The organism is Streptomyces sp. A0592 (assembly GCF_004795115.1).
GTDB classification, from domain to species: domain Bacteria; phylum Actinomycetota; class Actinomycetes; order Streptomycetales; family Streptomycetaceae; genus Streptomyces; species Streptomyces erythrochromogenes.
On record NZ_SSBM01000021.1, the window covers coordinates 1 to 12,039 of the forward strand.

A 12,039-nucleotide genomic window follows, 5' to 3' on the forward strand; every position below is an offset into this window, starting at 1 on the left:
CTTCAACCGGCTCAAGCAGTGGCGCGGCATCGCGACCAGGTACGACAAGACCGCCCAGTCCTACCAAGCAGCCGTCACCCTCGCGTCGCTCCTGATGTGGGCGTGACACTTTGACGACAACTCCTAGGCTGGCCGGCGTAGGGATTCGGCCTGGGACGAATGTCGGGCGGAGCGTTCGGCGCGAGCGAGAGGGTGCGGTATGGGTTTGCACCATCGTTTCGGGCACGCCGACCTGCTGCGGTGCCGGTTCGCGCTGTCGCCGGCCTGGGAGACGCAGGAGGCGATCCGCACCCTGAGCCGCCCGGACCGGCAGGGCTACCACCTGCCGTGGCTCCGGCGGATCCGGGCCGCCGCCGACGGGCTGGACCTGCGGCCGCTGTGGCTCCTGATGCCGCGCCGGGGGCACAGCACCGACTTCATCAGCCCGCCGCCGAGCGGGCCGGGCGTCTCCTTCGAGGAGGAGCTCGCGCTGATCCGCGCGGCCGATCCGGCCGCGGCGCGCGAGGACATGCGCAGGTCGCTGGCCTGCACGCCGGGCGCGCTCGACAGCGACCTCGGCCGGACCCTCCTCGCGGATCCGGCGCGGTCGGTGCGGGAGCTGGCCGATCTGCTGGAGCGCGCCTGGGGCGTGCTCGTCGAGCCGCACTGGCCTCGGCTGCGGGCGCTGCTGGAGGCGGACATCCTCTTCCACACGCGCCGTCTGGCCGCCGGCGGGCTGGAGTCGCTCTTCGACGGTCTGCACCCCGATCTCTCCTGGGACGCGGCGTCGCTCACCCTCACCATCGAGCGGCCCAGCCATCACGACCGCGTCCTGGGCGGCCAGGGGCTGCTGCTCATGCCGAGCGCCTTCGTCTGGCCGCAGATCGCGGGGGGCTTCGACCCGCCCTGGCAGCCGACCGTCGTCTACCCGGCCCGCGGCATCGGCGCCCTGTGGACCCCGGCGGGCGAGGACACCCCGACCGCGCTGGCCCGACTGCTGGGCCGGGCCCGGGCGGACGTGCTGTGCGCGCTGGACGAACCGGCGTCCACCACGGCCCTGGCCCACCGCCTGGGCCTGGCCCCCTCCACCGTCTCGGCGCACCTGGGGGTCCTGCACGCGGCGGGGCTGCTCATCTCCGCGCGCCGGGGCCACCAGGTGCTCTACGAACGCACCCCCCTGGCCATCGCCCTCACCACGGGGGACGCCGCCGGCTGACCGGCACGGCCGGTGTCGCACGGCCGGGCCGACGGTCCGTCATGTCACCATATTCCGGTCGTACATCCTTACCGCCTCACCGCCTCACGGTCTGCCGCCCGACCCTTCGTCGCGAGGAATCCGGATGCCACCCGTCGCTCCCAGGCCGCGCCGCCCCAGGACCGCCGCCGTCCTCGGCCTCCTCCTGCTGATCGCGGCGGCCCCCGCCTGCTCCACCGCACCGGAGTCGGGGTCGCGCGGTCCCGCCGCCGGCCCCGGGCCTGCCGCCCCTGCCGCCACCGAGGGCGCCGCCGAGGGCGAGTCCGCGTTCTGGGTGGACCCGAACAGCGAGGCCGCCCGCCAGGTCGCGGCCTGGGAGGCGACGGGCCGCTACGCCGACGCCCAGGCGCTGCGCCGGATCGCGGACCGGCCGGTCGCACTGTGGGGCCGGCCCGGCGATCCCCGCCCCGGTATCCGCCGGGCCCGCGCGGCCGCGGAGGCCTCCGGGCGGACCCTGGTGCTGGCCGCGCACAACATCCCGCACCGCGACTGCGGGCAGCTGCCCGCCGGGGGCGCCGCGGACGCCCGCGCCTACCGCGGCTGGATCGGCGCCTTCGCCGATGCCATCGGCGACGCAAGGGCCCTCGTCGTGCTGGAGCCGCACGCCGTCGCGCACACCGTCGACGGCTGCGTGCGCGCCGAGCACCGCGCCGACCGCCTGCGGATGCTCGCCGAGGCCGTCGACCGGCTCAAGAAGAACCGGAACACGAAGGTCTATCTGGACGCCGGCGATCCGGGGTGGATCCGCGACCCGGCCGATCTCGCCGGCCCCCTCCGCGAGGCCGGCCTCGACCGCGCCGACGGCTTCGCCCTCAACGTCTCCGGGTTCCAGCCGGATTCCGCCGTCCGGGCCTACGGCGCGGAGCTCTCCCGGGCGGTGGGCGGCCGGCACTTCGTCGTCGACACCGGCCGCAACGGTGCGGGGCCCCTGCCGGGCGAACGCGAGCGGGCCTCCTGCAACCCTCCGGGCCGCGCCCTCGGCGCTCCGCCGACCGACCGGACCGGCGACCCGCTCGTCGACGCGTACCTCTGGGTGAAGCGGCCGGGCGAGTCCGACGGGACCTGCCGCGGCGGCCCGGCGGCCGGCACCTGGTGGCCCGAACAGGCCCTCGGCCTGGCCCGCCGCGCGCGGGACGTTCCGTAGGGAGCGTCAGCTCCGGGTGCCGCGGCGCAGGCCGTGGCGCACCGCGCGCTGGCTCAGGGGGCCCAGGCCCTCCAGCACCGCGGCGAGTCCGGCGAGCTGCTCCAGGGCGTCGAACGCCCGGCCGGCGCCCTGCGGGTCCACCGCCTCGTACAGCTCGATGCCGACGAAGGAGGCGGCGGTGGCCCGGGCGAGCCCCGCGGGGTCGGCGAACCCGTCCAGCGGGGTGGCCGCGAGCAGCCGGGTGAGCACCGCCTCCAGCTCCTCGATCCACAGGCCGAGTCCGGCGGCGGTGGCGGCCGCGAGGGCGGGCGAGTTCTGACCGGCGGCCAGCAGCTGCCCGAGTACGGCGACGTGCCCGGCCTCCCGCTCCTCGGCGTGCATCGCACGGGCGAACTCCAGCAGTTCCGTGAGGCTGCCCAGGGCCGCGAGCCGGTCGCGGTAGCGGGCCACCCGCTGCTCGGCCCCGTACCGGCAGGCGGCGGCGAGCAGTTCGTCGACGGAGCCGAAGTGGTAGAAGATCAGCCCCTGGCCGACCCCGGCGGTGGCCGCGATGGTCCGGGCCGAGGCCTTGGCGATGCCCTGTTCGACGAGCGTGCGCAGGGCCCCTTCGAGGAGCTTCTCCTTGGTGGCCGCGCTCACGCCCGGACCTCCTCGCGGACCGGCCGCAGGTCGCCGCAGAGCCCGGTCGCCCAGCGTTCGCGGGCGTCGACGTAACGCGCGGTGAAGGAGCCCTCGTACCCGAAGAGCGGCCCGAAGCGGCGGTTGACGACGCGCACCCGGATCCGGAACCGGCCGGTGGCGTCGTCGAAGGACTCGCGCACCTCGGCGTCGGCGCCGATGAAGTCGGGGACGCGGACGTCGACGGGCCCCTCGCGGAAGCGGTGCTCACCGGAGCGGATGAGCAGCGAACCGTCGGGCTCGGCGCTCATGTGCAGGTCGCTCGCGAGGTGCTGGTGGGTGCCCAGGTAGTCGAGGACGCAGTCGCGTTCGGGGCTGTGCACCATCGTGGCGTCGAACCGGTGCGGCCCGTCGGGCAGGTGGAAGGTCCGCACGAAGGTGACGGTCTCCCGGCCGAAGGAGTCGAGGTAGGGGAGGTTCTCGATGACGAAGGGGACGTCGCGGCCCTCGCGCGGCACCAGGATGTTGCGCGTCCCGCCGAGCCGGAGGAAGGGCTTCACGAAGCTGCCGCCGTGCCATATCCGCTCCATGGTGCCGCGGCCGACGCAGCCCTCCCCGCTCTCCAGCCCGACCGAGAACCGGCGTTGGATCTGCGGGTGCAGACGGTCGAAGTCGGCGCCCATGTGGGCCCGGAAGATGGAGGTCATGATGGCTCCAGGGTGCTGAGCAGACGGGGTGCGGCGACGGGGGTGCGGCCCGGCGGGGTGCGCAGGCAGCGGCGGGCGGCCGGGGTGCCGGGCAGCGGCGGCAGTACAACTGCGGCGGCCACGACGAGCAGGGCCGGGGCCACGGGGGCGTACAGCAGGGCGGCCGCGCACAGCAGGACGCGCAGGACGCTCTCGCCGGCGGCCCGGGCGAGGGCGAGGCCCGGCGGGGTTCCGCGTTCGCACCACAGCCGCAGCCTGTCGAAGGACCAGGCGGTGGCCCAGCCCATGAGCGGCCGGAAGACGAACCGGTCGGCCAGGGCCCCGAAGCGGCCCCAGCGGGGCCGGTAGTCGTAGCCGGTGAGGAAGCGGATGCCGTCGCCGTCGGGGACGTAGCGCCAGTACCCGCTGCCCTGCGCGAGCAGGGACAGCGGATGGTCCGAGGCGAACCGCAGGGCCGACACCCTGGTCCCGTCGGGCCGGCGGCGCTCCCCCGCGGAGACGCCGGTCCCGTGGACGGAGACGAAGGGCAGTACGCGGGTCGCGTACCGGAACCGCTGGGGCTCGTCCTCGGACCGCGGGAGGTAGTGGATGGAGGTGAACCTCAGGTCCCACCGCTGGTGCTGGGCCGGATCCTGGCTGCGTTCCCACAGCTCGTCCATCCCGACCCGGACGAACGTCTCGACGTACAGGCTCACGCCCACCCCCCGTTCCCGCGTTTTGAGCGATCGCTCAACCCGGACAGTAGGCCAGTTTGAGCGATCGCTCAACAGTGAGCCCGGTCACACGGATTGGGGTCGGGCATGCGAAAGCGCCCCCGGCCGGCTGGGCCAGGGGCGCTTCGGGCGTACGGGGGGGGCGGGCTGTTCAGCCCTGCGCGAGGTGGCGTTCCACCGTCTCGACCTTCGAGGTGATGCCGTCGGTGACGCCGGGGCGGATGTCGGCCTTGAGGATGAAGGAGACGCGGGGCGCGCGCTCCTCGACGGCGGCGACCGCGCGCCGGATCACGTCCATGACCTCCGACCACTCGCCCTCGATGGTGGTGAACATCGCGTCGGTGCGGTTCGGCAGCCCGGACTCGCGGACCACCCGGACCGCGTCGGCGACGTATTCGCCGACCTCGTCACCGACCCCGAGAGGGGTCACCGAGAACGCGACGATCACGCCTGGGCCGCCTCACGCGCACGGGCCGCGACCACACTGTCGGCCTCTTCGCGCTTGAGCCGCTTGTCGCCGTAGAGGCCTCCGAAGGGCAGGACCGCGAGGACGAAGAACAACGCGACCTTCTTGACGGGCCACTTCGCCTTGAGCCACACGTCCAGCAGCAGGACCGCGTAGACGGTGAACAGGATCCCGTGCAGGATTCCCAGCGGCATCATCAGGTAGTCGATGTCCGAGACCCGGCTCAGCAGGGAACCGAAGATCAGCAGGGCCGGGAACGACAGCGCCTCCGGGACGGAGACGAGGCGCAGGCGGTGCAGGGCGGAGGCGGTCTTGATGTCCACGTGGAACCTTCGGGTGTGGAGGCCAGGGTCGCCTCCAGTGTCTCAGCCGCTTTACGGGATCTTGACCCGGCCCCTCCCGGCCGGGCCGGGCCGGACCGTACCGGGATCGCTCCCAAACGCCCGGGTGTGTCATATATCCGGCCGCGGGACCCTGTTCGGGTCCGCCCGCTGCCGATAACGTCTTCCCGTGGCTCAGTTCCGACTCCAAGGCAGCAAGGTGCTGGCCGTCGACCTGACCGGGGACGCCGTGAAAGCGAAGAACGGCTCCATGGTCGCGTACGACGGGCAGATGGCCTTCAAGAAGATGTCCGGCGGTGGCGAAGGCCTCCGCGGGATGGTGACCCGCCGGCTGACCGGCGAACAGATGACGGTGATGGAGGTGCAGGGGCACGGCACCTGCTTCTTCGCCGACCGTGCAAGTGAGATCAATCTGGTCAATCTGCACGGCGAGAAGCTCTACGTCGAGTCCAGCAACCTGCTGTGCACCGACGCCGGCCTGCGCACCGGCACCACCTTCACCGGCCTGCGCGGCGCCTCGACGGGCAACGGTCTGTTCACCACGACGGTCGAGGGCTCGGGCCAGGCGGCGATCGTCTCCGACGGTCCGGCCGTGGTGCTGCGCGTGAGCGCCCAGTACCCGCTGTCCGTCGACCCGGGGGCGTACATCGCGCACACCGGCAACCTCCAGCAGTCCTTCCAGTCCGGTGTGACCTTCCGCACTCTGATCGGCGAGGGCTCCGGCGAGGCGTTCCAGATCCGCTTCGAGGGCGAGGGCCTGGTCTACGTGCAGCCGAGCGAGCGCAACACCGTCGGGGGCGACATCTGATGCCGTTCCGCGAGATCAATTCGAAGATGGTCGAGGCCCAGGTCGTCCCGGGCCAGAGGATGTTCAGCCAGCGCGGCGCGATGCTCGCGTACCGCGGCGACGTCTCCTTCACCCCGAGCCTGACGGGCGGTCAGGGCGGCGTCATGGGCATGATCGGGCGCCGCGTGGCGAACGAGCAGACCCCGCTGATGGCGGTCGAGGGCAGCGGCACCGTGATGTTCGGCCACGGCGGCCACCACATCCAGGTGATCAACCTGACCGGCGAGACCCTCTACGTGGAGGCCGACCGGCTGCTCGCCTTCGACGGCACCCTCCAGCAGGGCACGATGTTCATGGGCTCGCAGGGCGGGGTCATGGGCATGGTCCGCGGCCAGGTGAGCGGCCAGGGCCTGTTCACCACCACCCTCAAGGGCCACGGCTCGGTCGCCGTGATGGCCCATGGCGGAGTGATCGAGCTCCCCATCACCCCGAACCGTCCGGTCCACGTGGACCCGCAGGCCTACGTGGCCCACCACGGGGACGTCCGGAACAAGCTCTCCACCGCCCTCGGCTGGCGGGACATGGTGGGGCGCGGCTCGGGCGAGGCGTTCCAGCTGGAACTGTCCGGCCAGGGCGCGGTGTACGTACAGGCCTCCGAGGAGAAGCTGTGAACTTTGGCCCCGTGATGGGCGGGCCCGGCGGCCCGACGGTCTTCGACCCGTACACGCTGCCCTCCGACGACAACGTGAACGCGTACACCTTCTGCGTGGAGCTCAAGGGGAGCCAGTGGTTCCTGCAGAAGGGCAAGATGATCTCGTACTACGGGCGCATCGAGTTCAACGGCATCGGCAACGGGCGCTTCGACCGCCTGCTGCGCACGAGCTTCCACTCCCCGCTGCACGCCAGCGACTGGGTGGTCGCCGAGGGCCAGGGCAAGATGCTGCTGGCCGACCGGGCCTTCGACGTGAACTCGTACGACCTGGACAACGGCAACCTGACGATCCGCTCGGGCAACCTGCTCGCCTACCAGCCCTCGCTCGCCCTGAAGCAGTCGATCGTCCCGGGCTTCCTGACGCTGATCGGGACCGGGAAGTTCGTGGCGGCCTCGAACGGGCCGGTGGTGTTCATGGAGCCGCCGCTGCGCGTGGACCCCCAGGCGCTCGTCGGCTGGGCGGACTGCCCGTCTCCCTGTCACCATTACGATCACGGCTACATGTCCGGCGTGATGGGCGGACTGCGCTCGCTGACCGGCATCGGCGGCACGTCGGGCGAGGAGCACCAGTTCGAGTTCGTCGGAGCGGGGACGGTGCTGCTGCAGTCCTCGGAGATGCTGATGGCCGAGCAGTCGATCGGCGCGGTGGGCGCCGGGGCGGCCACGGGCAACGCGCAGGGCGTGCCGGGTGCCGGCCAGGGACCCATGGGGCAGATGGGCGTGCCGCGGATGCCGGGACAGCTGGGTGATCTGCAGCGCCGCCTGGGACTGTGACGACCGGGACCTTCGACCTTTGTACGCAATTCAACTTTTTAGGTAGAGTTCATTCATGGAGACCATGGAGACCGAGACGGCCACGCGCTGGCTCACCGACGCGGAACAGTGCGCCTGGCGCACCCATCTGGACGTCAGCAGGCTGCTCATGCACCAGCTGGAAAAGGATCTCCAGCCCTTCGGACTCACCAACAACGACTACGAGATCCTCGTGAACCTCTCGGAGTCGCAGGACCACCGGATGCGCATGAGCGATCTCGCGACGGCCACCCTGCAGTCCAAGAGCCGGCTGTCGCACCAGATCACGCGCATGGAGGCGGCGGGCCTGGTCCGCCGGGTCAACTGCGAGTCCGACCGCCGCGGCCTGTACGCGGTGCTCACGGACGAGGGCATGGAGACGATGCGGAAGGTCGCCCCGCACCACGTGGCGTCCGTCCGCCAGCACTTCATCGACCTGCTGCCGCCGGAGGCCCTGGCGGCGCTGCGCGCCTCGCTGACCCCGGTCGCGGAGCACCTGCGCGGCACCCGCGGCAAGGTCTGAGCGGGGCGCCTCGGCGCGCCCCGCGGGGCGGCCGGCCGGACAATGGGCGGTGTCCGCCCGCTGCCGGCCGCCGCGGGGCAACCGTGAGCGCCATGGCCGGCCTGAGGAGGTACAGCCATGAAGCGCACCAGGTACGTCTCCGCGGCCACGGCCGTCGTCCTGATGACCGGAGGTCCGGTGGCGGCCGCGACTGCGGCCGCCGCCGACCCTGCGAGAACCGTCACCGCCGCCCCCGCGGCCGTGCCCGCCGCCACGACGGCGGAGAGCGCCGCCGCGGCCGCGCTGAAGCACTATCCGGGCGTGATCGAGTCCCTCGACGAGGACGGCTCCGTCTGGCACGTCGACGTGATCAGCAAGGACGGCAAGGGCCACGCCGAACTCGAAGTGTCCGCGAGCGGCTCGGTCACCGAGCAGAACCGGGACACCGACGGGAACGCCGCCGAGAACAAGGCCCTGGTATCCGCCAAGGTGACCGCCCAGCAGGCGATGAAGGCGGCCCTGGCCGCCCACCCCGGCCAGGTCACGACCGTCGAATGGGACGACGACGACGGCACCGCCTCCTGGCACGTCGAGGTCAGGGGCAAGGACGGGAAGACCTGGGACGCCCAGGTGAACCCCACCACGGGCAAGGTCACCCAGTCCGGCTCCGACTCGGACGACGACGGGGACGACAACAACTGACGCAGCACGCCCGCTGAGGCAGCACGCCCCGCCCCACTTCCGCCACACCTGCGGGCCACGGGCCGGGAGCGGAGCCCCGCTCACGCCGCCTCACCGCGTTCCGGGCGGCCCGACGCACCGATCGCCCGGGGCCCGGCCGGCAGCGGCCCGCGGCGCGGGTCCCGTCGGCCGGGTCCGCCCGCCGCCCCGGACCCCGCGCCGCACGGCGGAAGGGCGCCCGGCCGCGCCGGGCGGCCTCCGGGGCTGCGCGGAGGGTGCCCGGAGCAGCCGGCACACCGTGCCCCTCGGGCCCGAGGGGCACGTCGCGCACCCCCGGCACCCCGGCCGACCTCGCCGGAGGCGGCAGGTCAGGCCTCCGTGAGGGTCGCCAGGAGGGCGTCGGCCGCCGCGTACGGGTCCAGCTCGCCCTCGGCGACCCTGGCGGCCAGGGCGCCCAGGTGCGCGTCCCCGTGGACGTCCGCCATCCGCGCCCGCAGCGCGGTGACGGCGATCGTCTCGACCTCCCGGGCGGCCCGTGCCGCCCGCCGCTCGGCGAGCACCCCGCGCTCGTCCATCCACGCCCGGTGCTTCTCCAGCGCCTCGACGACCTCGTCGATGCCCTGGCCGCGGGCCGCGACCGTCTTCACGATCGGCGGCCGCCAGTCGTCCCGGCCGCGCGCCTCCCCCAGCCCCAGCATGTGGTTCAGCTCCCGGGCGGTCGCGTCCGCGCCGTCCCGGTCCGCCTTGTTGACCACGTACACGTCGCCGATCTCCAGGATCCCCGCCTTCGCGGCCTGGATCCCGTCGCCCATGCCGGGAGCCAGCAGCACCACCGAGGTGTCCGCCTGCGAGGCGATCTCCACCTCCGACTGCCCGACCCCGACCGTCTCGACCAGGATCACGTCGCAGCCGGCCGCGTCCAGCACCCGGATCGCCTGCGGGGCGGCCCAGGCGAGCCCGCCCAGGTGGCCGCGCGTGGCCATGGAGCGGATGTAGACCCCCGGGTCCGAGGCGTGGTCCGACATCCGCACCCGGTCACCGAGCAGCGCCCCGCCCGAGAAGGGCGAGGACGGGTCGACGGCGAGGACGCCCACGCGCTTGCCGGCCCGGCGGTACGCGGACACGAGCGCCGAGGTCGAGGTCGACTTGCCCACGCCCGGCGACCCCGTCAGACCCACCACGTACGCCCCGCCCGTCAGCGGGGCCAGCGCGGCCATCACCTCGCGCAGCTGCGGGGACGCCCCCTCGACCAGCGAGATCAGCCGGGCCACCGCTCTCGGCCGGCCCTCCCGCGCCTGGGCCACCAGCTGGGGGACGTCCACCGCCGTCATACGTGCTGCGCTCCTCGGTTCTCGTACGGGATACGTGCGGGCCGCCGGGCCGGTGCGGGCCCGGCGGCCGGGCCGCCTACTTGGCGACGCGGACGATCAGCGCGTCGCCCTGGCCGCCGCCACCGCACAGCGCGGCCGCGCCGACCCCGCCGCCGCGGCGCTTCAGCTCCAGCGCCAGGTGCAGCACGACGCGGGCGCCGGACATGCCGATCGGGTGGCCCAGGGCGATGGCGCCACCGTTGACGTTCACCTTTTCCGGGGTCACGCCCAGGTCCTTCATTGACTGCACGGCGACCGCGGCGAAGGCCTCGTTGATCTCGATGAGGTCCAGGTCGGAGACCTCCAGGCCCTCCTTCTTCAGGGCGTGCAGGATCGCGTTCGACGGCTGCGACTGGAGCGAGTTGTCCGGGCCGGCCACGTTGCCGTGGGCGCCGATCTCCGCGATCCACTCCAGGCCGAGCTCCTCGGCCTTCGCCCTGCTCATCACGACCACGGCGGCCGCGCCGTCACTGATCTGCGAGGAGGTGCCGGCGGTGATCGTGCCGTCCTTGGCGAAGGCGGGACGCAGCTTGCCGAGCGACTCCGCCGTGGTCTCGGGGCGGATGCCCTCGTCCGTGGAGAAGATCACCGGGTCGCCCTTGCGCTGCGGGATCTCGACCGGGGTGATCTCGGCCTCGAAGACGCCGTTCTTCTGGGCGGCGGCGGCACGCTGGTGCGAGGCCGCGGCGAACTCGTCCTGCGGGCCGCGCTCGATGCCCAGGCGGGTGTTGTGCTTCTCGGTGGACTCGCCCATCGCGATGTTCTCGAAGGCGTCGGTGAGGCCGTCGTAGGCCATCGCGTCCAGCATCTCGACCGCGCCGTACTTGTAGCCGTCGCGGGACTTCGGCAGCAGGTGCGGGGCGTTCGTCATCGACTCCTGGCCGCCCGCGACCACGATGTCGAACTCGCCGGCGCGGATCAGCTGGTCGGCCAGCGCGATCGCGTCCAGACCCGAGAGGCACACCTTGTTGATGGTCAGGGCCGGCACGTTCATCGGGATGCCGGCCTTGACCGCCGCCTGGCGGGCGGGGATCTGGCCCGCGCCGGCCTGGAGCACCTGGCCCATGATCACGTACTGGACCTGGTCGCCGGAGATCCCGGCCCGCTCCAGCGCGGACTTGATGGCGAAGCCGCCGAGGTCGGCACCCGAGAAGGACTTCAGCGAGCCGAGCAGCCGCCCCATGGGCGTGCGGGCCCCGGCGACGATCACGGAAGTGGTGTTGTTCGATCCGGACATGAGGCACAGCCCCTTGGATGAGGAGTGAACGAGGGTTTACGTGAATGTACTGGGCGGTACCGCGGCGGTCACCGGGCTGCCGGTGTGATCGCGCGCACGTTGCGTGACGACCCCCTTCGGCGGTGCACTGTCCCCATGCTGACAAGAATCGACCACATCGGGATCGCCTGCTTCGACCTGGACAAGACTGTCGAGTTCTACCGTGCCACGTACGGCTTCGAGGTGTTCCACACCGAGGTCAACGAGGAGCAGGGCGTCCGCGAGGCCATGTTGAAGATCAACGAAACCTCCGACGGCGGCGCCTCCTACATCCAGCTCCTGGAGCCCACCCGCGAGGACTCCGCCGTGGGCAAGTGGCTGGCCAAGAACGGCGAGGGCGTGCACCACATCGCCTTCGGCACCGAGGACGTCCACGGCGACTCGGAGGCCATCCGCGGCAAGGGCGTCCGCGTCCTCTACGACCAGCCCCGCACCGGTTCCATGGGCTCCTCGATCACCTTCCTGCACCCCAAGGACTGCCACGGAGTCCTCACCGAACTGGTCACCTCGAACCCCGACCATTGATGGACCACTGATGGCCCGATTCCCCGGCCGGTAGAGTGGCCATGGCTCGGCCGGGGTTCGGTGCGGAGAGGGTCGGGGCCTGTGACCCCTGCCCCGGTATCTGACACCATTCCCCCGGGGGCGTCGTTCAGCGGGCGAGCGATGCTCATTGGGAGTGAGCTTGCGACCAGG

At 72.6% G+C, this 12,039-nt stretch carries 15 protein-coding genes and 1 pseudogene; 9 read left to right on the top strand and 7 right to left on the bottom strand.

Features of this window, described 5'->3' with window-relative positions; genetic code table 11:
- The 3 genes and pseudogenes from E6U81_RS25955 to E6U81_RS25965 form a co-directional block, all read left to right on the top strand.
- A pseudogene (locus tag E6U81_RS25955) lies at positions 1-106 on the top strand (IS5/IS1182 family transposase); the annotation flags it as partial.
- A 93-nt stretch (positions 107-199) separates the two neighbouring features.
- Entirely contained in the window at positions 200-1,195 is a 996-nt protein-coding gene (locus E6U81_RS25960; RefSeq protein WP_136232514.1) for a DUF5937 family protein, read from the top strand.
- Positions 1,196-1,319: 124 nt separating this feature from the next.
- Positions 1,320-2,378 (top strand): glycoside hydrolase family 6 protein, encoded by a 1,059-nt coding sequence (locus E6U81_RS25965; RefSeq protein WP_136232515.1) that lies wholly within the window; start codon positions 1,320-1,322, stop codon positions 2,376-2,378.
- Between the two features lie 6 nt (positions 2,379-2,384).
- Here the strand turns inward: E6U81_RS25965 and E6U81_RS25970 are convergent, their stop codons facing one another.
- From E6U81_RS25970 to E6U81_RS25990, 5 genes are all read right to left on the bottom strand, one after another.
- A complete protein-coding gene (locus E6U81_RS25970; protein ID WP_136232516.1) occupies positions 2,385-3,017 on the bottom strand; it encodes a TetR/AcrR family transcriptional regulator in 633 nt (210 codons plus the stop codon).
- A complete protein-coding gene (locus tag E6U81_RS25975; protein ID WP_136232517.1) occupies positions 3,014-3,703 on the bottom strand; it encodes a DUF4166 domain-containing protein in 690 nt (229 codons plus the stop codon). The genes E6U81_RS25970 and E6U81_RS25975 overlap by 4 nt, the downstream gene beginning before the upstream one ends.
- Positions 3,700-4,398, bottom strand: coding sequence for a hypothetical protein (locus E6U81_RS25980; protein WP_136232518.1), 699 nt, complete (start codon positions 4,396-4,398; stop codon positions 3,700-3,702). The genes E6U81_RS25975 and E6U81_RS25980 overlap by 4 nt, the downstream gene beginning before the upstream one ends.
- Positions 4,399-4,567: 169 nt before the next feature.
- On the bottom strand, positions 4,568-4,864 hold the full coding sequence (locus E6U81_RS25985; RefSeq protein ID WP_136232519.1) for an MTH1187 family thiamine-binding protein: 297 nt from the start codon (positions 4,862-4,864) through the stop codon (positions 4,568-4,570).
- Positions 4,861-5,205, bottom strand: a complete 345-nt coding sequence (locus E6U81_RS25990) for a DUF3817 domain-containing protein (RefSeq protein WP_136232520.1) — start codon at positions 5,203-5,205, stop codon at positions 4,861-4,863. Before E6U81_RS25990 ends, E6U81_RS25985 begins: the two co-directional genes overlap by 4 nt.
- 187 nt (positions 5,206-5,392) lie before the next feature.
- Between E6U81_RS25990 and E6U81_RS25995 the strand changes: the two genes are divergently transcribed.
- From E6U81_RS25995 to E6U81_RS26015, 5 genes are all read left to right on the top strand, one after another.
- Positions 5,393-6,031, top strand: a complete 639-nt coding sequence (locus tag E6U81_RS25995) for an AIM24 family protein (RefSeq protein ID WP_136232521.1) — start codon at positions 5,393-5,395, stop codon at positions 6,029-6,031.
- The gene (locus E6U81_RS26000; RefSeq protein ID WP_136232522.1) at positions 6,031-6,681 is read left to right on the top strand and encodes an AIM24 family protein; all 651 of its coding nucleotides are present in this window, start codon (positions 6,031-6,033) and stop codon (positions 6,679-6,681) included. Before E6U81_RS25995 ends, E6U81_RS26000 begins: the two co-directional genes overlap by 1 nt.
- Before the next feature lie 14 nt (positions 6,682-6,695).
- Complete coding sequence (locus E6U81_RS26005) at positions 6,696-7,496, top strand: AIM24 family protein (RefSeq protein WP_136232591.1); 801 nt, start codon at positions 6,696-6,698, stop codon at positions 7,494-7,496.
- 64 nt (positions 7,497-7,560) lie between these two features.
- Entirely contained in the window at positions 7,561-8,037 is a 477-nt protein-coding gene (locus tag E6U81_RS26010; protein WP_031148319.1) for a MarR family transcriptional regulator, read from the top strand.
- A gap of 117 nt (positions 8,038-8,154) precedes the next feature.
- Positions 8,155-8,718 carry a PepSY domain-containing protein gene (locus tag E6U81_RS26015; protein ID WP_136232523.1) on the top strand — a complete coding sequence of 188 codons (564 nt, stop codon included), beginning with the start codon at positions 8,155-8,157 and terminating at the stop codon, positions 8,716-8,718.
- A 347-nt stretch (positions 8,719-9,065) separates the two neighbouring features.
- On the opposite strand, the gene meaB is transcribed toward E6U81_RS26015, so the two are convergent.
- Complete coding sequence (meaB, locus tag E6U81_RS26020) at positions 9,066-10,028, bottom strand: methylmalonyl Co-A mutase-associated GTPase MeaB (RefSeq protein WP_136232524.1); 963 nt, start codon at positions 10,026-10,028, stop codon at positions 9,066-9,068.
- 76 nt (positions 10,029-10,104) lie between these two features.
- Positions 10,105-11,304 carry an acetyl-CoA C-acetyltransferase gene (locus E6U81_RS26025; RefSeq protein ID WP_136232525.1) on the bottom strand — a complete coding sequence of 400 codons (1,200 nt, stop codon included), beginning with the start codon at positions 11,302-11,304 and terminating at the stop codon, positions 10,105-10,107.
- 135 nt (positions 11,305-11,439) lie between these two features.
- Here E6U81_RS26025 and mce point away from each other — a divergent pair, with 135 nt between their 5' ends.
- Positions 11,440-11,868 (top strand): methylmalonyl-CoA epimerase, encoded by a 429-nt coding sequence (gene mce / locus E6U81_RS26030; protein WP_030030807.1) that lies wholly within the window; start codon positions 11,440-11,442, stop codon positions 11,866-11,868.
- Positions 11,869-12,039 lie beyond the last annotated feature (171 nt).

Excerpts from the sequence above, each read along its gene's own strand:
- E6U81_RS25960 (WP_136232514.1), top strand. The coding sequence starts at position 200 with ATGGGTTTGCACCATCGTTTCGGGCACGCCGACCTGCTGCGGTGCCGG.
- E6U81_RS25965 (WP_136232515.1), top strand. The coding sequence starts at position 1,320 with ATGCCACCCGTCGCTCCCAGGCCGCGCCGCCCCAGGACCGCCGCCGTC.
- E6U81_RS25975 (WP_136232517.1), bottom strand. The coding sequence starts at position 3,703 with ATGACCTCCATCTTCCGGGCCCACATGGGCGCCGACTTCGACCGTCTG.
- E6U81_RS26000 (WP_136232522.1), top strand. The coding sequence starts at position 6,031 with ATGCCGTTCCGCGAGATCAATTCGAAGATGGTCGAGGCCCAGGTCGTC.
- E6U81_RS26005 (WP_136232591.1), top strand. The coding sequence starts at position 6,696 with ATGGGCGGGCCCGGCGGCCCGACGGTCTTCGACCCGTACACGCTGCCC.
- E6U81_RS26010 (WP_031148319.1), top strand. The coding sequence starts at position 7,561 with ATGGAGACCGAGACGGCCACGCGCTGGCTCACCGACGCGGAACAGTGC.
- E6U81_RS26015 (WP_136232523.1), top strand. The coding sequence starts at position 8,155 with ATGAAGCGCACCAGGTACGTCTCCGCGGCCACGGCCGTCGTCCTGATG.
- meaB (WP_136232524.1), bottom strand. The coding sequence starts at position 10,028 with ATGACGGCGGTGGACGTCCCCCAGCTGGTGGCCCAGGCGCGGGAGGGC.
- E6U81_RS26025 (WP_136232525.1), bottom strand. The coding sequence starts at position 11,304 with ATGTCCGGATCGAACAACACCACTTCCGTGATCGTCGCCGGGGCCCGC.
- mce (WP_030030807.1), top strand. The coding sequence starts at position 11,440 with ATGCTGACAAGAATCGACCACATCGGGATCGCCTGCTTCGACCTGGAC.